The sequence below is a fragment of the Archangium violaceum genome, assembly GCF_016887565.1.
Taxonomy (GTDB): domain Bacteria; phylum Myxococcota; class Myxococcia; order Myxococcales; family Myxococcaceae; genus Archangium; species Archangium violaceum_B.
Map to the genome: position 1 here is coordinate 12,817,691 of NZ_CP069396.1, position 18,974 is coordinate 12,836,664.

Here is an 18,974-nt window from a genome sequence, read left to right on the forward strand (position 1 = left end):
ACGTGCTCCCTGGACCCCCAGTCCCGGGGCGATCAGCCGGGCAATGCGGTGATGGATGGTGAACGCTCCGCGGCCGCCACCGGGAAGCGGGCTGTTCAGTGGCGGACGCGGCCCTGCCCCGCCGGTCAGAGGTGGGCGTCGATGGGCATCGAGGCCCTGGAGGTGGGGCGGTGTGTCTTGACGTCCTCGTGGTAGGCGCGGCCCTCCACGAAGGCGGCGATCCGCGTCCACAGCGCCTCGAAGGCGAGCGCGTCGAAGCCCGAGGACGAGTTGAGCAGGTCGTACCGCTTGAGGGAGCCGCGGGAGTCCTCGCGGGTGTCGGCCTGGAAGTGGCCGATGACGTCGGCGTGGTCGGCCTCGACGAGATAGGAGGAGGCGGCGTCGGGCCAGACCTGGGAGACGGTGTTGACGAGCCCGTCGTTGTCGGCCGGGGTGAGCATGCGGGCGGAGCGGGGATCCATCAGCTTCTGCACGGCCTGCGCCTGCCCCAACCGCGCCACGGGCGAGTCGGCCGTGAGCGAGTACAGCTGGTTGAAGAGGTCCAACCGCCGTCCCGTCTTGGGCCGCGCCACGGTGACGATGGAGGCGTAGCGGATGCCGTGCTCGTCGAGGAAGCGCCGCTCGCTCTCGGGGTGGTCCTCGTGCGCCGGGCTGGGAGGCGCGTTCCCGAGCCGCGTGGGGTTGAGGTCGCTGAGGGCCGAGGAGTCGCTGGCCATGTGGAGCAGCCAGCGGAGCAGCTCGAAGTACGAGGCGCGCGCCAGGGCGCTGGGGTAGGCGCCCTCGCGGGAGTAGCTGGCCTGCAGCGTATCCAGGAAGGCGTCGATCCAATTGGCCGACTCCAGGCGCCTGCCCCGGAAGAGGACGCCGCGCAGCAGGTGGCCGCTCAACGCGGTGCCCCGCTCGCGCAACCCGCGCACGGTCTCGTAGCCGATGCGCAGGAGGGGGCGGATGAGCAGGGCGCGGATCAACGGATGGCTCATCTGGGCGGCGAGGTTCGTCCCGCGATGGGGCGTGGAGAGGAATTGCACCGAGCGGATGTGCCGGAGCACCTCCAGCGCCGCGCCATCCCCGCTACGGTCCGAGGACTGCTCCAGCTCGCGGTAGCGCAGCAGGAGCTGCCGCAGGTCGAGCCCGCCGGTGGAGTGCCCCACGAGGTGGATTTCATCCCCCGGACGCAGCTCGTTGCGGCGCCAGCGCTCGTGGAGAAAGGCGAGCAGCTGCTCGGCGCGGGTGCTCACGCTGGCCGTGGGGAGGTTGGGGAAGTAGTGCAGGACGAGTGGAGTCCGCACCAGCACGCCGGTGACACCTTCGTAGTAACGCAGGGTACCGAGGGCATCGAACCCGCCGAAGCCCGGGACGAGCACGAGATGACGGTTCATCGGAACCACCTCATGGAGCCGCTCCCCGACGCGGGGAGGCAAGGCCAGCGCCCGGCAGTGAAGAGGAAGAGGGCCCGCGTCACAATGGCACCCGGGTCCGACCTGGAGTCTTGTCCCCCACGGACCGCCGAAGAGATGTAGACACCTGAACTCCCATGCGCCCGCCCCCTAGCGCCCGACCGTTCCTTCAGTGGCTCTTCCTCGGGGGCCTCGTCGGAGTCGTCTCGGGCATCGCCTCGGCCCTCTTCCTGTACCTGCTGGACCGGGCCACGCGCCTGCGCGAGCACCACACCCTCCTCGTCTACACGCTGCCGCTGGCGGGGCTGGTGCTCGGGCTCATCTACGACCGGTGGGGCAAACCCATCCGTGGCGGCAACAACCTGGTCATCGACAGCGTGCACGAGGGCGACACCCGGATTCCGCTGCGCATGGCGCCCATGGTGCTGGTGGGCACGGTGCTCACGCACCTCTTCGGAGGCAGCGTCGGCCGCGAGGGCACCGCCGTGCAGATGGGGAGCAGCCTCGCCGACGCCGTGGCGCACCGCTTCCGGGTGGACGCGGCCACCCGCCGCGAGCTGCTCTCCGCGGGCATCGCCGGAGGCTTCGGCTCCGTGTTCGGCACGCCCATCGCGGGCACGGTGTTCGGCCTGGAGGTGGTGGTCATCGGCCGCATGGGCTACGAGGCGCTGCTGCCCTCGCTGGTGGCGGCCGTGGTGGGAGACCTCGTGACCCGGGGGCTGGGCATCGCGCACACGGCGTACCCGGCGCCCGCGCCGCTGCCGCTGACGGTGCCGCTGCTCGGCAAGTGGCTCGTGTTCGCGGTGGCCGTGGCGCTGGTGGCCACCACCTTCGTGGAGCTGGTGCACTGGATGAAGAAGGGCTGGGAGCGCTACGTGCCCACCCTGCCGCTCCGCATGACCGCGGGCGGGCTGCTGCTCGTGGGGCTGTGGTGGCTGGTGGGCACGGACATGTACCTGGGCCTGGGCGTGCCGACCATCCTGCGCGCCTTCACCGACCCCGAGCTGCCCTCGGCCGCCTTCGCGCTCAAGCTGCTCTTCACCGTGCTGACGCTGAGCGCGGGCTTCCTCGGCGGCGAGGTGACACCGCTCTTCTTCATCGGCGCGGCCCTGGGCAACGTGCTGGCGAGGCTGCTCGGACTGCCCCTGGACATGGGCGCGGCGGTGGGACTGGCCGCCATGTTCGCCGCCGCCGCCAACACGCCGCTCGCGCTGTCCATCATGGCCGTGGAGCTGCTCGGAAGCGCCGTGCTGCCCCACGTGGCCATCGTGAGCACCCTGGCCTACCTGCTCACGGGACACCGGGGCATCTATCCCTCGCAGCGCATCGCGCGCCTGAAACATGGCGGGCCGCTGTTGGGCAGGCTGGTACCGCTGCGCGAGCTCCCTCAGGAAACGAGAAACGAGGAGGACGCGCGCGAATGAGGGGGGTGGCTACCCGGATTCCCGGCACCTGTTCTAGAAACATGTCTCCATGGATGACGCTCGTCGCGCGAGGATTGCCGAGCTGTGCTCCGTGGGAGACCTGTTGGCCGAGCAGAAGGATCTGCCGGCCGCGCTCCTGAAGTTCCGCGAGGCGCTCGCGCTCATTCCAAGGCCCGTGGAGTTGTACGATGAGGCGACCCGGGTGCTCACGGCCATCGGGGACGCGTGCTTCCACCTGGGGCTGTTCAGCGAGAGCCGGCACGCGCTGCATGGAGCGATGCGCAGCGCCGGAGGCAGGGGCGTGCCCTTCCTGCACATGCGGCTGGGACAGTGCGAGCTGGAGCTGGGCAACCTGGAGCGGGCCGCGGACGAGTTCTCGCGGGCCTACGAGTCAGGTGGACGGAAGCTCGTCGAGGGGAGTGCGCCCAAGTACCTCGAGTTCGTGCGGACGCTGAACCTGCCGTAGGGAGCGCGGGCGCGGGTCAGACGGTGATTTCGATGCGATTGCCATCCGGGTCGAGCACGACGCACTCGTAGTACCCATCCCCCGTCTGGCGCGGGCCATCCACCACCGGGTGGCCCTCGCGGCGGAAACGCTCGGCCATGGAGTCCACGGCCTCGCGGGAGCCCAGCGAGAGCGCCAGGTGCGCGTAGCCGGTGGGCGGTGCGTCGGCGTTGTCGCTGGATTGCACGAGCTGGGGCTTCACCATGATCTCCAGGCGAGCGCCCGAGGCGAAGCTCAGGAAGTACGACATGAACTGCTTGCGTTCGTTGACGTACCGAGGCCCCGCGCTGGCCTGGAAGTACGTCTCGTAGAAAGAGCGGAGCCGCTCGATGTCCTTCGTCCAGATGGCCACGTGCTCGATGCGCATGGGCACAGTTTCGTCCACGTGCACGGGTGGACGGAAGGATTCTCGCGCTGCTCGGGCCCATCGTGCCGTACTACCGCGGGAGGAGATGACGGATGACGAAGTTCTACTGGCTCCAATCGCCCACGGAGTCGCCCTACACCGGTGACCTCCAGGCCACTCACAAGTGGCGGCTCCCTGGAGTCAGTTGCCCGGAGTGCGGAGCCACCTGGGCTGGAAGCGCAACCGCGTTCCCGAACGCGGACCTGTCCTCGCTCTCAGATGAGCGAGAGTTCAAGGTACCTCGACCGGAGCCCTTCGACGAATTCGTGCGGTTGCGCGAGCTGGTGCGGCCTCTCGTCCCTCCCGGAGCTCAACTCCTTCCAGGAGCCAAATTCGGCCCTCTGGTGGGCACGGCTACCGGCACCTTCAGCCCGATCTTCTTCTACTTCGTCGAAATGCCCTTGATGCATCGCGAAGCGCTGGAGAAGCTTCAAGCCGAGGGCGTGCGCGGTCTGAAGGGGTTCCCCACGGAGTTGCGCTTCCGGCAGAAGAACCACCCGGAGTTGGTGGAGTTGGAAATCCTGCCGCATGGCAGGCTGCACATCGACTGCCTGCCGCCAGACCGTCCCCCCAAGTGCTTGAAGTGTGGCCGCAATGGCTTCAAACGTCCGGACGACCTCATCCTGGATGCAGCCTCGCTCCCCGAGGATATCGACCTGTTCCGGCTGACCGACTTCGAGACGACGTTCATCTGCACCGAGCGATTCGTGGACGCGGTGCGACGCCTGGAGCTGCACGAGGCCGTCTTTCGCGAGTTGCCCCTGCGCTGAGCTTGCTCAACAGAGAAGAGGAGGAGCGGAACATGAGGGCGGTGTCGAAGCTCTGGCTGGCATTGCTGTGCACACTGCTGACCGCGTGCGCGACCGCGACTCCCTCCGTCCGTGATGCGGACGAGACACCCCAGCTGGTGTCCTCGTGGGAGGAAGGCTGCGAGGACGAGCGCACCGTCGTCCTGCTGTGCCGCGAGGACGAGGACGAGTGCGGCTTCTTCCTCTGCCGGGACGTCGCTCCCCGTGAGGTGTTGCTGGCCTACCGCGGAGGCGGCCCCATCTACATCCCGGGCGCCTCACCCTCTCCGCGACGCTGGTGGGGTCCCTCCGGGCCACGAGGCAGCCAGCCCGTCCTCACCTTCCGCTTCAACCGCCACTTCGACCCCAAGCCCCCCTCTCCCTCTCTTCCTCCGGGCCGCTGGGTCCGCCACCATCTCCTTCCTCAGGCCGAGGATCTCGCTCGATGGTTCCACCGGCAAGGCGTGAAGGACATCCACCAATTCACCATGCTCATCCCCGAGCACGTCCACATCCGCATCCACAGCGGTGGCCCCAGCGGCGGACAATGGAACGCGGCCTGGCGGCGATTCCAGAATGAGAACCGTGACGCGACGCCAGAGGAAATCTATCGGCACGCGGGCGAGCTCATCTTCCGCTTCGAGCTGACGGGTCCCATCGTGCCGTACTATCGCGGGCGGAGATGACGGATGACGAAGTTCTACTGGCTCCAAGAGCCCAAGGCGTGGCGCGGCACGGGCGACCTCAGCAGGGCCAGGCATAAATGGGGGGGACTCCCCGGACTCCAGTGTCCTGAATGCGGAGCCACCTGGGCCGGCAGCGCAACTGCCTATCCCAGCGTGGACCTGTCCTCCCTTCCCCAGCGAACGGCCTTCGAGGAAGCTCGACCAGAACCCTTCGATGAGTTCGTCCGGTTGCGTGAGCTGGTGCGGCCTCTCGTCCCTCCCGGAGCTCAACTCCTCCCGGGTGCGGAATTCGGCCCCCTGGTGGGCACGGCCACCGGCACCTTCAGCCCGATCTTCTTCTACTTCGTCCAGATGCCAGTGATGCATCGTGAGGCCCTGGAGAAGCTTCAAGCCGAGGGCGTGCGCGGTCTGAAGGGTTTCCCCACGGAGCTTCGCTTCCGGCAGAAGAACCACCCGGAGTTGGTGGAGTTGGAAATCCTGCCGCATGGCAGGCTGCACATCGACTGCCTGCCGCCAGACCGTCCCCCCAGGTGCCTGAAGTGTGGCCGCAATGGTTTCAAACGGCCCGATGACCTCATCCTGGATGCCGCCTCGCTCCCCGAGAACCTCGACCTGTTCCGGCTGACCGACTTCGAGGCGACGTTCATCTGCACCGAGCGTTTCGTGGATGCGGTGCGGCGTCTGGAACTGCACGAGGCCGTCTTCCGCGAGTTGCCCCTGCGCTGAACCCGAGTGCTCCCGATACCCTCACCCCGACCCTCTCCCAGAGGGAGAGGGAGTGGTTGGGTGGAGTGGGAGGGTGGATGGGGAGGGGGCGTGTACACCGGGGAACGGCGCCGCGGGGCGATGCGCGAACCCTGCCTCGTGCACAAGGTGCCTCCTCTCTCTCGCGGAGGGTGGTGATGATTCGACGCATTGTCGTTTCTTGTACGGGGGCCCTCGCCCTCTGGTTGTCGGGGTGTGCCAACTGCGAGCAATTGCAGGAGGCCGCCCAAACCCTCGTCTCCGACTACGCCCGCTGCCGCCCCGGCGACTCCTGTCAGACCGTCGATCTGCTCGCCCTCGCCGGCGGTCAGAGCTGTCTGGGCGCCTTCCAATGTTTCGGCGCGCTCAACTCGAAGGCGAATCTCACCGCGTTCCAACAGCGGGCCCAACTGCTCTCCCAGAGAGCCGCCGTCGTCTGTCTTCCCGGCGAGTGCGTCACCGCCGCCTGTCTCGACCCCAGGGAGCTCGAGCCCGTCTGCGATACCGAGCTCGGCCAATGTGTACTGGTACCGCGTGAGCCGTAGTCGGCCGCATCCGCGAGTGACCCGCCCACGGAGGGATTGGAGCTCAGGGCCGGCAGGTCGTCGTCGTCATCCCCAGCTTCCTGGACGACCTGCGCTACCTCGCCAATGAGCTCTACGACTCCTGGCACGTCGCGGCGAGAAGGAGGACGGGGCCGTGCTCGTCATCGCGCTCCTCATGGCCACGTTCGGCGTCCTCGCGGTCCTCGGACGCCGCTGGGACGAGGCCAGAGCCCCCCTCAGGTCTGATAGAGTTGGATGAGGTTGCCGCACGTATCGTCGAGGACGACGAGGGTGACCGCTCCCATCTTCATGGGCTCCGACTTGAACACCACGCCCAGATTCTTCAGCCGCTCGTACTCCTTGTGCACATCGTCGACGGCGAAGGCCGTCAACGGTATCCCCTGCTCATGAAGGGCTTTCTGGTACGTCTTCGAGGCCGGGTTCTCGTTCGGCTCGAGGACCAGCTCGATATCCTCTGGCCCCTCGGGCGAGACAACCGTCAGCCATTTGAACTTCCCCAAGGGGATGTCGTGCTTCTTCACGAAGCCGAGGACCTTTGTATAGAACTCGAGAGCCTTCTCCTGGTCATCGACCATGATGCTCGTCAGCTTGATCTTCATGACGGCCTCCGTGTTCGCTGTCGGGGCGCGAAGCTGACAGCCGCGCCTCGGACTGTCCAGCGGGAGTGCCAGGACCCTCCAGCACTCCACGGATGAAGTCATCCTTCGCCAGCGAGTAGTCGCCGGCGTTCGTGATGCCCCGCGAGACAATCTCCCGCTTGCGCGCCACGTAGGCGTCCCGAAGCGAGACGTCCGCGCTCAGCCGCTCCCGGAAGCGGCGCTGCGATGCCACCTCCGGCCCGTCCACCGGAATGACGTGCACATGCAGGGACCGATGATGCGGCTGACGGTCTCGAACATCGCTCCCTCCTCCTTCCCAGCAATGCGAGCGGCCTCGTGGGCTCAGGCGGGCTTCATGAGCGCGCCCGTCTCCGGACGGGTGCTCTTCATCTCCCTCGCCAGCGCCTCGAACGTGCGGCGGATGCCTTCCTCGTAGGACGTCTTGCGCACCTCGCCCAGCAGCCCGCGCAGCGCTGAGTCGTCCATCAACACCGGCGTGGTCTGCAGGTACTCCATCTCGGCGAGCTCGCGCATGAAGCGGTTGAACAGACCGATGGCACGCACCATCCAGGGGCCCGCGACGCGGTACTTCGGAGGCCTCCCCATGTGCGCGAAGATGCGCTCGACCAGCTCGCGCTGCGTGGTGACCCCCGCCCCCGCCAGGTTCCAGGCCCGCCCGTACGCACGCGGCTCGTCCGCCAGTGCCGTGACGACCGGTCCCACGTCCGGCACGAAGACGTACTCGTGCGGCGTGTCGATGGGCCCGATGAGGTCGGCGCGCCTGCCCGCCAGCGCCGCCTCGAAGGCCGAGTGCAGGAAGCTGCGCTCGACATGCGGGCCGTAGAAGTCCGGCAGCCGCAGAATGGTCGTCTGGAGGCCGCGCTGGCCGTGCGCCCCGAGCACCAGGTCCTCCTGCGCCTTGCGCATCCGGCCCTTGAAGGTGTGCGGCTCGCGCGGATGGTTCTCGTCCACCCGCTCCGTCCTCGGCCGCCCGAAGGGATACACCGTGCCGATCTGCACCAGCTTCGACACCCCCGCCGCCATCGCCCCCTCGAGCGTCTGGCGCATCAGCACCGGGTGCTTCTGGAACTCCCAGTACGGCACTCCAATCAGGTAGACGAGCGTCTCCACGCCCTCGGCCGCCGCACGGACCGACGCCGGATCCTCCGGGTTCCAGGTGACGATCTCCGCCAGCGGATCCGCCCCGAACTGCGCCTCCAGCGGGCCCCTCGAACGCCCCACGACCCGGTAGGCACGGCCCTGCGCCCGCAGCGCGCTCGCCACACTGCCACCAATGGCTCCCCCAGCTCCGAACAGCGCGATCTTCCCCATGATTGCTCCCCTTTTTGAACAGCCGGACACTTTATGAACACCGTTCACCGAACACCGTTCATTTAGCGATGGCCGTTCGCGCCGTCAAGCCTTAGAGTCGATATTCATGGGCATCACGGAGCGAAAGCAGCGCCAGAAGGCGGAGCTGCGAGAGCACATCCTGACGGCGGCGCGAGACATCGTGCTCCGGGAGGGCTTTGGCGGGCTGTCGATGAGGAAGCTCGCGGAGGCGGTGGAGTACGCACCGGCCACGCTGTACGTGCACTTCCAGAACCGGGATGAGATTGCCCGGGAGCTGAGCAGGCGGGGGTTCCAGGAGCTGCTGGGCTTCTTCGAGCCCGTGGTGGGAATCGCCGATCCGCTGGAGCGGCTGCGCGCGGTGGCCGAGGCCTACGTGCGCTTCGGGATGGGCCACCCGGAGACGTACCGGCTCGTCTTCATGGAGGACCCGAAGCTCAGCAGCGCGGTGCTCCATGGTGGACCGGACGACCCCGGCGCGCGCTCCTTCCACGTGCTGGAGGCGGCCTTCGAGGAGCTCGCGGCGCAGGGTCGGCTCGCCGCGGACGCGGATCCCCGCCGGCTCGCCGAGGTGTTCTGGACCGGAGTCCACGGCGTGGTGAGCCTCAAGCTCACCTGCACCAACTTCCTCCAGACTCCCGCCGAGGCGCTCACCGACACCTTCACGCGCACGTTCCTCGACGGACTGCCCAAGCCTTCATCGCGCTCGCCGACGCAGGGCAACGCGAGTACATGAAGCGGCTCCGCCTGCGCGTGCCCTTCTACAGCATCGAGGCTTGGCTCTATCAGAACACCCGTGAGGCCAGACGCCTCTGCGAGGAGACGGGCTGCAAGCAGTGCCATGAGAAGCTCGCGGGCTGGGAGCAGAACCGCGCGAGCCTCGACGAGGTCATCCGCCCCAAGGGTGAACTCTGCTTCCAGGACACGCACAACGCGCACCTGGCATCCTCGGGCTTCCCGGTCAGGGAGGCCTTCGCAGCCGAAGCGTCCTTCACTCATGCCGTCGAAGGGCTCCTCGAATGCGACGAACTCACGACCGCCCTGGAGCGGACCTACGCCACTCCTGAGCCACGGTCCCACTGAGTCCTCGGAGTGTGTCGAGGGCTCACGGGAACGTCACACCGTCGAGGAACTCGACCCTGGCCCCGCCTTCCTGGCTCCACAGTTTCAGGGTGAAGGCGCCGCGCGCCTCGTGCTCCGTCGCCTCCACCTCCACCACGACGCGCAACGTCCTCCCAGGAGGAATCGTCTCCAGCGGCCAGATGCTGAGGGGCCTCAACTCCACGTGATTGGAGCCCGCCAGCACCGCACCGGCCGGCGTCCAGGCCCGCGTCCCCGTGTTCTCGACCTCCACCTTCACGGCCAGCCGCGCCACCTTCTGCCCTCTCTCCGTGCGCTCAGTGGGGGAGCGGTAGCTGCGCGCTGACAGGAATTGGAGCGTGTTGCCCGGACGTGCGGTGACGGCGTCACCGATGTCCTTGGAGGCAACGCCCCCTTCTCCCATGAGCTCGTGGGCGATGAGGCCCGTGAGCCCCATCTGCCCAGCGCATTCGGCCTGGACGCGTGCCTTCTCCTCCCGGCATTGCCGCGCTTCGGCCCGTGCCTGCTGCTCGCCCTGCCGATAGGACGCGAGCGTGCGCGGCTGGCGCAGCACCTCCACCAGTCGTTCGGCCTGGAAGGGGTGCACCACCAGCCAGAAGGTGGCGCTCGCGGGTGCCGCGCCGTCCTGGAAGTAGACCGTCACCGGCACGCGTTCCCCATCGGTCAATGCTTCCGAGGGGATGAGGGTCAGGGACGCCGTTCCTCCATCCACCACCCGGAAACGTTCCGGCCCGGCCAGTTGCACGCGCGCCACCCGCGAGTCGAAGACAAAAGTGGTGGACACCTCCGGGTGGATGCACACCTCTCCCTGTTTGCCCGAGGCATCCGCCGTCAGCTCCAGGTGGCGCGTGCCCATCTCGCAGACAGGGAGTGGCGACTGCGCGGCGGCATTGGTGGGCACCGCGAGCAGAGCCCATCCCACGAGGGCGGCGGAAGACAGGGCGAACACGGAGCGAGGACCTCCAGCGCGAGCGGAAGAGACTGGAAAAGTCGGCCTCTAGCACATTTCCTCCCCGGTAGTGCATGGGATGCACTCATCGCCCGGGGCGCTCCGCACGTGGACCCGCCACCTGAAGAGGGGGACCTTCCGGTCGCGCATCGGACGAACTGGTCCGACAGTCAGACCAGTTGCACCCAAGCGAGCCCGGGACCTCCCCCTCTCCCGACAGGACCTCCCCGCCTGGCCTAGTCGAAGCGGTCCACCACCCGCACCCGTGCGACGGGGCTGACCAGCACATTTCCCGGCGGCTCGCTACCGGGCTTGAGCTCGAGACCAACGTTGTTGCTCGTATCCAGCAACTCCATGCACACCCGGTACGTCTCCCCGCTGGGCGTATGGGCCGTGGTGAAGCGACCGTACACGCGGTTCTCCCCGAAGTAGAGCCGCCCGGAGAGTCGGGTGTTGGTCGGCAGTGCTATCTGGCCCTGGGCGTTTACCCAGTGGCCACCAACACGAACCGACGAGTCTTCGCGCACGGGGACGGGCCTGCCCCGTACGGCGGACCAATCGACGGGGCTCTTTTCTCCGATGCGCAGGCCGAGTATCTCCGTCATGATCTTCACGGCGCCCGCCGGGCACTCCTGGGGTAGAGGCTCCTGGAGCACCGGCGGCACCTGCTGCTGCGCACTCAAGCAGGCCTGCAGCGCGACTCCCGTCAAACCCAGACACACGTTGCGCGCGACGCTCCCCGCGCTCCTGGACTGTGTTTCCTTCTGGGAGCCGGTCGTCTTCTGCTGCTTCTTCACGGGGGCTCTGTCCTTTCCGGACGCCGCGGGCGAGGCGGCGGCCGCGGGGGGTGGCTCCACCGGCGGCGGAGTCGCGGCCCGTGCAGATTCCGGCGCGGGCCCCGGGAGCGCCACTTCCTGGCCAGCACTGGCCTCCCGTGTTGGCTGCCTGGCGGGCGACGTGCTGGGTGAAGCGCTCGTGGCCGCCTCGCGCCCGGCCCTCCACTGCCCCACGAGCCACCCGCCGCCCAGCACCAGCCCCAGACCCACGCCCGTCCAGGCCGCCGCACGCCGCACTCGCGCCCATCGTTTGTCGGCCGTACGCGCCCCGCCTCGCAGTGGCACCTTCCAGGATGCGTCCGCCCGGGCCCTCAGTGTCTCCAATGCCGCACACAACGCCGCCGCGCCCGGGTAGCGGTCCTCGGGCTTCTTCTCCAGCAACCGCAGGCACACCTCTTCCACCGCCCCGGGCACTCTCGGGTTGACGAGGTGCGGCGGCAAGGGCGCCCGGTTCAGCACGGCCTCCACGTCCACGTTGCCGTGCGCGCCCAGGAAAAAGGGGTCGCGCCCTGTCAGCAACCGGTAGAAGACGACGCCCACCGCGTACAGGTCGTCTCCCACCCCGGCCCGGTAATGCGCGCCCCGCACATCCTTGTTCTCCCGGCCGAAGTGCCACGCCTCGGGGCTGCGGTACTGGGGCGTGTCCGGGGGAAACAGTCCCTGAGTGATGGTCCGCGCCCCAACGTAGTAACCCACCCCGAAATCCACCAGCACCGCCTGCCCGTCACTGCGGCGCACCAGGATGTTGGCTTCCTTCACGTCCCGGTGCACCACCTGCGCCTCGTGCACCACCGCCAGGGCTCGTGCCACCTCCAGCACCCTGTCCACCACCTGGCTCGTGTCCACGTCGTGCTCGCGCGCCCAGACGTCCAGCGTCACGCCGTCCACCAACTCCTGCTTCAGGTAGACGAAGCGGGGGTCCTTGTCGGGCCAGCTGCCCGCGCCCAGCACCCGCGCCAGGTTGGGGTGGTGCTGGTGCAGGCGCGAGCCAATGAGGGCCTCGCGCCAGGCTCTATCCTCTCCTCTCTCCAGCGGCACCATCTTGAGGGCAGCGCGGCGTCCTTCGGGGCCACGCACCTGGTACACGGTGCCGAAGCCGCCCGCGCCCAACACCGCCTCCACCACGTCCGCGCCAATGCGCGTGCCGGGCGGCAGTGGAGGGGTGTCGAGCGCACTCATGGCGCCCCCGCGCCGACGCTGTTTGCACCAGGGGAATGGCGATGTGAGGTCATGGGACTACCTCCCAGGACCTCAACTTAGCAGGTTCTGTGACGCGGCTCTCACCTCAAGTGCGTCAGGTACCCTCACCCCAGCCCTCTCCCGGAGGGAGAGGGGGCATACACACCTCCTGATGCGCGGAAGTAGCTTCAACGAGGGCCCTTCTCCCACCCGTGGAGGTACCCTCCCGTCCTCGTTTTAAACAGACACCCGACATGAGCACGGACCTCCTCCCCTCCCACGTCTTCGCCGCCCGCCGCGGCATCGCTCCCTACATCCGCCACACTCCCCTCGAGCACAATTCCTCGCTCTCGAAGCTCGCGGACTCCCCCGTCTTCCTCAAGCTGGAGAACCTCCAGGTCACCGGCAGCTTCAAGCCCCGTGGCTCCCTCCACAAGGTCCTCTCCGTCCGCGCCTCCCAGCCCCACGCCGAGTTCATCGCCCCCACCGCCGGCGGCCATGGCATCGGCCTCGCCTACGCCGCCGCCACCCTCGGCGCCAGGGCCCATATCTACCTGCCCCGCTCCGCCGACCCCGACAAGCTCCGCCTCATCCAGGACTACGGCGCCCGCATCGAGTACTTCGACAGCGTCCCCCAGGCCCGCGAGGCCGCTCGCCGCGTCGCCTCCGAGCAGGGCTATACCTTCCTCTCCGCCTACAACGACCGTCACATGATGGAGGGCGGTGGCACCGTCGCCCTCGAAATCCTCGAGGACTGCCCCCACGTCGAGACCGTCCTCGTCGGCGTCGGCGGCGGCGGACTCCTCGCCGGCATGGGCGTCGTCCTCAAGGCAGCCAACCCCCGCATCCGCCTCATCGGCGTCCAGCCCGAATCCTCCGCCGTCCTCGCCCAATGGCATCGCGCCGGTCAGCCCGTCGACGTCCACGACCTCCGCCCCTCCATCGCCGAGGGCATCGGCGCCCAGGTCGAGCGCGACCTGCTCCCCTGGCCCTACCTCCAGCGCCTCGTCGATGAGTTCGTGCTCGTCTCCGATGACGAGCTGCGCGAGGCCATGCGCTGGTGCGTCGCCGACACCAAGTACGTCATCGAGCCCTCCGCCGCCGCTGGACTCGCCGCCCTGCGCAAGCTGCTTCCCCGCTCCCTCGGCCCCACCGCCATCGTCCTCACCGGCCGCAATGTCTCGTGGCGCCGCTTCGAGGATCTGGTCCGGCCCTCCTGAAAACACACGGGGTGGGGGCACCGGAACCTCCGGCACCCCCACCCCGTCACTTCACCCGAGCTCTACTGGAGTGTTCACGAAGTCCTTGGACAGGGTCCGAGGGCCCGTGGATGTCCCCTCTCCCTCTGGGAGAGGGCTAGGGTGAGGGTCTTCCCCCTGGAGCGCATGACCGGCGAGGGGGACAGTTGCGTGCCGTGATTCAAGCAGGGGCGAGGAACACGAGGGTGACGACCCTCACCCCCCGCCCTCTCCCAGAGGGAGAGGGAGCATGCGCAACACGACTACCGCCTACTGCGCCTCTTCCTTCGTCTCGAGGATGGTGAACTCGACCCGGCGGTTGTTCTCTCGACCCGCCGCCGTCTTGTTCGTGTCCACCGGCTTCGTCTCACCGTAGCCCACTGCCTCGAGCCGCCCGGCGTCGATGCCACGCTCCACCAGGATGCGCATCACGCTGTTCGACCGGCGCTGCGACAGGTCCAGGTTGAACGCGTCGTCTCCCATGCTGTCCGTGTGCCCCTCGATGCGCACCTTCGTCAGCTGCGGGTTCGCCCTCAGCACCGACGCCACCTGCTGCAGCAGCGGGAACGAGCGCGGCAGCACCACGTCCTTGTTCGTCGCGAAGTACACCTTCTCCAGGATGAGGATCTTCCCCGCCTTCACCTCCACCTTCGTCTTGCCCTGGTCCGGGCACCCGTCCTCGTCGTCCACTCCGTTGATGACCTCGGCCTCGTTCACGCACTTGTCCTGCGCATCCGCGATGCCGTCCCGATCGTTGTCCGGGTCCGGGCAGCCATCCTCGTCCTGGAAGCCGTCCTTGTCCTCGGGCTTCACCGGGCACTTGTCCTTCCCGTCGGAGATGGCGTCCTCGTCATTGTCCGGGTCCGGGCAGCCATCCTCGTCCTGGAAGCCATCCTTGTCCTCGGCCTCGTTCACGCACTTGTCCTGCGCGTCGAGGATGCCGTCCTGGTCGTTGTCCGGGTCCGCGCAGCCGTCCTCGTCCTGGAAGCCGTCCTTGTCCTCGGGCTCGTTCGGGCACTTGTCCTGGCCATCCACGAAGCCATCCCCATCACTGTCGACCACCGTCTCGACCGGAGCCGGAGGCGCCTTCTTCGGCTCCTCCTCCTCCGTCCAGACGATGCCGCCGAGCACGCGGTACTCGGGCATGCCGTAGCCCCGGATGATGCCGCGACCCAGTCCCAGGGTCGCCAGCAGCTTGGGCGTGATGCGGTACTGCAGCGCGCCCTGAAGCTCCAGCGGCACTTCCTCCCGCTGCGTGCCACCCGTGGCACCCAGGCCCGCCGCACCCGCGACCGACACCAGGCCCGTGAAGCGATGGTCCTTGATCTCGAACGGGATGGCCGTGCCCAGCCCGTAGCTCAGCTCGTTGCCCACCGAGAGGTTGAGCAGTTCCTGGCGCTCGCGGAAGTTGACTCCCACGTTGGCCAGCAGGCGCACGCCGCCCTCCTCGAAGGCATAGTCCGCCGTCACGCGCGGCTGGACGCCGACCCCGGACTGGCCCCGGAAGTCACCCGACCCGCCCGTGGGCAGGATGACGGGCACGGCCAGCGCGAGCCGCAGACCCCCGGTCTTCAGCAGCTGCGCCTTGGGAATCAGCCGCAGGTCTCCGAAGCCCCCGCCCCAGGCGCTCTCCCGGGTGCCGGTGGGCGAGATGCCGAGCACGTTCTGCTGCAGGGCAATGGGCAGGGTGAAGCCCACCTCGAAGCGCTCGCCGAGGCCGATGGCGCCGATGAGGTCGAAGCCCAGCTGCTGGTCGACGAGCCGACGGATGCGGGCATCCGTGGCCGGGTTGATGACGAGGAGTGGATCATCGGCGTAGTTGATGAAGAGGCCGGCCCTCCAGCGCAGGTGGCCCGGCACGCCCGCGCCATGCAGGCCGAGCACGTCGGACTGGCCAGGGGCGGGCTTGAACTGCTGGGCGTCGATGGCGGTGGACAGCTGGGCCTGGGCCGGCAGGGCCGAGGCCATCACCGCCACGGCGCCGAGCGAGGCCAGTGCACCCGAGGCCTGGCGGGCGCGGGCACCCCGGCGGCGAGCGAACACCAGCGCAGCCAGGGCCGCCCAGAAGCCGAGGGCGGGCACGTTGTCCGAACCGGTGGCGCTGCAGCCACTGCCCACCACGCGGAGCTCCTGATCATCCCAGACCGACTTGGGATCAGTTCCACGCCGGACCTCCTCGCCATCGTTCACCCCGCCACCATCGGTGTCCGGGTTGTTCGGATCCGTCCCACGCCCGCGCTCGTCGTCGTCGCTCAGACCATCGCCATCCGAATCGATGACCGTGTCATCGGCGGTGACGTTGGGGTCGCGCTCCCCGTCATCGACGCGGCCGTTGTGGTTGGTGTCCTCGTCGCCGTCCTTCACGGAGCCATCGTCGGTGTCCGGGTCGAGCGGGTTGGTGGTCGTCGACGGATCCGCGTCGGGGATGAAGACAGACGTGTTCGTGTCATCGCCCTGGGGCTCGGTGATGCCCTTCTCCGTGCCGTCCTGCAGACCATCGTCATCCGAGTCGGCATCGCGCGGGTCGGTCTCGTCCGGGTCGCGCACGCCGTCGTGGTCCGCGTCCTCGTTGCCGTCGATCAAGCCGTCGTCGTCGCTGTCATCATCGAGCGGATTCGTGCCGCCGATGTTCACCTCGGTGCCATCGGTGATGCCGTCGTCATCGCTGTCCGGATCGTTCGGGTCGGTGCCGCGGGCGATCTCGTCCGCGTCGGAGAGCCCGTCCTTGTCGGTGTCCTCGACGCGGGTCACCGTCGTCGACTCCGAGTCCGTGTTGTTGCTGGCGACGGGGTCCGTATCCGAGGCCACGGTCACCGTGGTCTGGAGCGTGCCGCTCTCGTTCGCGGGCACCACCCGGATGGCGATGTCCGGAGCGCCGCCCGGGGGCAGGCTCGGCCGGGTGCAGGTGACGACGCCAGCGGCCTCGGCGCAGCTCCAATCCGTGCCCACCGCGCTGACGAAGGTGGAGCCCGCCGGAATGGGGAACGTCACCGTGACGGGGCCGGAGGTGCTCGGGCCCGCGTTGTCGACATGCACGGTATAGGTGAGCGGCGTGCCTCCCGTGACCGGATCCGCCGACTCGGTGAGGGTGACGGACAGGTCCGCCTGGGGGGCGGTCAGCGTGTCGGTATCCGTCGCCGTGTTGTTCTCCGGCGCGACATCACTCACATCCGCCGGCGTGCCGATGGAGCCCTTCATCTCCACGTTGCCCGTGGCGGTGGGAGCGCTCGTGGCGACGAGCGTATAGGTGAGCGAGCCACCGGACGGCAGGGTCACGTTCGTGGCGATGGCACCCGTCCCGCTGGCCGCCGGGCAGGTCGCTCCTCCAGAGGCGACGCACGTCCACTGCATGCCCGTCACTCCCGGGGGCAGCGGCAGGGAGACGGGCGCATCCGTCGCGGTGGCGGGGCCCGAGTTGGAGACGGTGAAGGTGTACGTGCTGGACGAGCCCGGCACCGAGGAGTCCTGTCCATTGGTGAGGGTCGCCTTCAGGTCGACCGGCGAGCACGCCGCCAGGGGCAGCGCGTTCAGGGTCACGCTGTCCGTCTCACCGCTGGCGCCGAAGGTGGCGCCGTTGGAGGGGAACTCCGTCATCGAGGGCGACCGGGTGATGCCACCCACTCCGCCCAGCACGGACGTCGTCGCGGTGCCACCCGACACGGCGATGAAGCCACCACCCCCGCCACCGCCAGGGCCCTCGGACTCGCCGTTGTCGATGAGCTGATCTCCCCCCTTGCCACCGTCCGCCTCCAGGGTGACGCCACTGAGGTTGTCGCTGACGACGACGAGGGTGCCGCCACCGCCTCCTCCGCCAGGCGCGTCGTTGTGGCTGCCGCTGGTGCTGATCGCCGCGGCGCCGTTGGCGCGAATGTGGCCCGCGCCGCCCACCGTGTTGGAGATGAGCAGGACGAGGCCGCCGCCGTTGGCGCCAGGCGCCGAGGCGTTGTTGTTGCCATCGCCCGCGCCACCACCACCGCCCAGGAAGAGGCGCTGCGACGGGTCCTGGTCGAGCGGGCGCCCGCCGTACCCACCCACCTGCCGGCGGCGGTTACCGCCCCACGAGGCCGCTCCCGGCGGGATGGTGAGCGCGTTCTCGTCCGCGCCGGAGAAGGTATAGCCACCCCGCCCGCCACCCGACGAGTCCGTCAGACCGTTGATGGCGATGTAGGACGGGTCCAGCGACCAGGCCGAGGCTCCGGTGACGGAGCCGTCCATCACGCCCTGGCCGCTCCACGCCTTGCCATTGTGCCCGTTGGCGCCGCCACCACCACCGGCGTTGTGGCTGTTGCCACCGCCGCCACCATTGGCCGGCGCGCCCCGGCCGTAGCGCCCACCCAGCGTGGCGTAGACGGTCGCGCCACCGACGATGCTCTCGCCCTTCTCGCCTCCGAGCAGCGGGTCATCCGAGGTGAAGATGTCGATGAAGTTGGCGGAGTCACTCGACTGGTGATCCAGGGCTCCACCACGGAAGCCCTGACCACTCACGTTGATGTCACCCTCGAGGGTGGTGGTGTCCTGCACGTGCAGCACCACCACGCCACCGCGCTGGCCGTCCCACGGCTGCGCGACGACGCTGGCCCCGGTCGCCACGGTGAGGCGCCTGAGCTGCGGCACGCGCACCACCTGCACGTGCCCCGCGGCGCTGTAGCCGTAGCGCAGGCCCGCGCACGCCAGGCGCAGCGTATTGCCAGACACGGAGCCCACGTAGGCGAACTCGTACCGGCCCGCCCCGTTCAGGCTCTTCACGGCGCCGTAGCTCTCCGTGTCCGTCGTATCCATCTCCGCGCCCTGCATCTGGACGATGAGGAGCAGATCACCCACGGCCAGCGGGCCGAACTCGGGGCTGTCCAGGTCCGGGGCGTTGGTCAGCTCGAGCGTCGTGGCGCCCGCGCTCACGTCCGCCGCCAGCACGGCGTACCGGTTGAGCACCGTGCCGGCCGCGCTGACCGTCAGCTCACCGTCTTCGCCGAAGACCGGCGCGCGCTGGGAGGTCGTGGAAGAGGAAGGGGAAGGGGAAGAAGGATCCAGGGACTGCCCACATCCCACCGACAGAAGGCCGGTGAGCAGGGCGAGTCCTGACATGGACTTTCTCGAGAAAAGCGAATGCATGGACACGTCTCGAACGGGAAGCTTCCTGGTGGAAGCGGGTTCGCGGCGTACTCTGCACCCATCATGCCAGGGAGTGTCCAGAGGGAGACGTGTCCCC

At 68.5% G+C, this 18,974-nt stretch carries 17 protein-coding genes; 9 read left to right on the forward strand and 8 right to left on the reverse strand.

Annotation, left to right across the window (positions count from 1 at the left end; translation table 11 throughout):
- Positions 1–125 precede the first annotated feature (125 nt).
- A complete protein-coding gene (locus JRI60_RS51190; RefSeq protein WP_204223431.1) occupies positions 126–1,379 on the reverse strand; it encodes an esterase/lipase family protein in 1,254 nt (417 codons plus the stop codon).
- Between the two features lie 155 nt (positions 1,380–1,534).
- On the opposite strand from JRI60_RS51190, the gene JRI60_RS51195 reads away from it, so the two are divergent.
- Both JRI60_RS51195 and JRI60_RS51200 read left to right on the forward strand, forming a co-directional pair.
- Positions 1,535–2,821, forward strand: coding sequence for a chloride channel protein (locus JRI60_RS51195; protein ID WP_204223432.1), 1,287 nt, complete (start codon positions 1,535–1,537; stop codon positions 2,819–2,821).
- Between the two features lie 49 nt (positions 2,822–2,870).
- Positions 2,871–3,287: a tetratricopeptide repeat protein gene (locus tag JRI60_RS51200; RefSeq protein ID WP_204223434.1), complete on the forward strand. Its 417-nt coding sequence runs from the start codon at positions 2,871–2,873 to the stop codon at positions 3,285–3,287.
- A 16-nt stretch (positions 3,288–3,303) separates the two neighbouring features.
- Here the strand turns inward: JRI60_RS51200 and JRI60_RS51205 are convergent, their stop codons facing one another.
- Positions 3,304–3,693: a VOC family protein gene (locus JRI60_RS51205; protein ID WP_204223435.1), complete on the reverse strand. Its 390-nt coding sequence runs from the start codon at positions 3,691–3,693 to the stop codon at positions 3,304–3,306.
- 92 nt (positions 3,694–3,785) lie between these two features.
- Between JRI60_RS51205 and sitI6 (JRI60_RS51210) the strand changes: the two genes are divergently transcribed.
- The 4 genes from sitI6 (JRI60_RS51210) to JRI60_RS51225 all read left to right on the forward strand — a co-directional run bounded on the left by sitI6 (JRI60_RS51210) (position 3,786) and on the right by JRI60_RS51225 (position 6,495).
- The gene (gene sitI6 / locus JRI60_RS51210) at positions 3,786–4,502 is read left to right on the forward strand and encodes a SitI6 family double-CXXCG motif immunity protein (protein ID WP_204223437.1); all 717 of its coding nucleotides are present in this window, start codon (positions 3,786–3,788) and stop codon (positions 4,500–4,502) included.
- A gap of 32 nt (positions 4,503–4,534) precedes the next feature.
- Positions 4,535–5,206 (forward strand): SitA6 family polymorphic toxin lipoprotein, encoded by a 672-nt coding sequence (sitA6, locus tag JRI60_RS51215; RefSeq protein ID WP_204223439.1) that lies wholly within the window; start codon positions 4,535–4,537, stop codon positions 5,204–5,206.
- A 3-nt stretch (positions 5,207–5,209) separates the two neighbouring features.
- On the forward strand, positions 5,210–5,932 hold the full coding sequence (sitI6, locus tag JRI60_RS51220; RefSeq protein WP_204223442.1) for a SitI6 family double-CXXCG motif immunity protein: 723 nt from the start codon (positions 5,210–5,212) through the stop codon (positions 5,930–5,932).
- 176 nt (positions 5,933–6,108) lie between these two features.
- Positions 6,109–6,495: a hypothetical protein gene (locus JRI60_RS51225; protein ID WP_204223444.1), complete on the forward strand. Its 387-nt coding sequence runs from the start codon at positions 6,109–6,111 to the stop codon at positions 6,493–6,495.
- A gap of 236 nt (positions 6,496–6,731) precedes the next feature.
- On the opposite strand, the gene JRI60_RS51230 is transcribed toward JRI60_RS51225, so the two are convergent.
- From JRI60_RS51230 to JRI60_RS51240, 3 genes are all read right to left on the reverse strand, one after another.
- Positions 6,732–7,115 (reverse strand): VOC family protein, encoded by a 384-nt coding sequence (locus JRI60_RS51230; protein ID WP_204223446.1) that lies wholly within the window; start codon positions 7,113–7,115, stop codon positions 6,732–6,734.
- Positions 7,081–7,377: a GrpB family protein gene (locus JRI60_RS51235; RefSeq protein WP_204223448.1), complete on the reverse strand. Its 297-nt coding sequence runs from the start codon at positions 7,375–7,377 to the stop codon at positions 7,081–7,083. Before JRI60_RS51235 ends, JRI60_RS51230 begins: the two co-directional genes overlap by 35 nt.
- An 80-nt stretch (positions 7,378–7,457) precedes the next feature.
- Positions 7,458–8,447, reverse strand: a complete 990-nt coding sequence (locus tag JRI60_RS51240) for an NAD-dependent epimerase/dehydratase family protein (RefSeq protein ID WP_204223450.1) — start codon at positions 8,445–8,447, stop codon at positions 7,458–7,460.
- 106 nt (positions 8,448–8,553) lie between these two features.
- On the opposite strand from JRI60_RS51240, the gene JRI60_RS51245 reads away from it, so the two are divergent.
- Both JRI60_RS51245 and JRI60_RS51250 read left to right on the forward strand, forming a co-directional pair.
- Positions 8,554–9,201 (forward strand): TetR/AcrR family transcriptional regulator, encoded by a 648-nt coding sequence (locus JRI60_RS51245; protein ID WP_204223451.1) that lies wholly within the window; start codon positions 8,554–8,556, stop codon positions 9,199–9,201.
- A 17-nt stretch (positions 9,202–9,218) separates the two neighbouring features.
- Complete coding sequence (locus JRI60_RS51250) at positions 9,219–9,548, forward strand: hypothetical protein (protein ID WP_204223453.1); 330 nt, start codon at positions 9,219–9,221, stop codon at positions 9,546–9,548.
- 22 nt (positions 9,549–9,570) lie between these two features.
- Here JRI60_RS51250 and JRI60_RS51255 read toward each other — a convergent pair whose 3' ends face one another.
- Both JRI60_RS51255 and JRI60_RS51260 read right to left on the reverse strand, forming a co-directional pair.
- Positions 9,571–10,515: a DUF2381 family protein gene (locus JRI60_RS51255; RefSeq protein WP_204223455.1), complete on the reverse strand. Its 945-nt coding sequence runs from the start codon at positions 10,513–10,515 to the stop codon at positions 9,571–9,573.
- Positions 10,516–10,751: 236 nt separating this feature from the next.
- The gene (locus JRI60_RS51260) at positions 10,752–12,530 is read right to left on the reverse strand and encodes a serine/threonine-protein kinase (protein ID WP_204223457.1); all 1,779 of its coding nucleotides are present in this window, start codon (positions 12,528–12,530) and stop codon (positions 10,752–10,754) included.
- Between the two features lie 254 nt (positions 12,531–12,784).
- Between JRI60_RS51260 and JRI60_RS51265 the strand changes: the two genes are divergently transcribed.
- Positions 12,785–13,750 (forward strand): threonine ammonia-lyase, encoded by a 966-nt coding sequence (locus JRI60_RS51265; RefSeq protein WP_204223459.1) that lies wholly within the window; start codon positions 12,785–12,787, stop codon positions 13,748–13,750.
- Positions 13,751–14,038: 288 nt separating this feature from the next.
- Here JRI60_RS51265 and JRI60_RS51270 read toward each other — a convergent pair whose 3' ends face one another.
- Positions 14,039–18,850 carry an OmpA family protein gene (locus JRI60_RS51270; RefSeq protein WP_204223461.1) on the reverse strand — a complete coding sequence of 1,604 codons (4,812 nt, stop codon included), beginning with the start codon at positions 18,848–18,850 and terminating at the stop codon, positions 14,039–14,041.
- Positions 18,851–18,974: the final 124 nt, after the last annotated feature.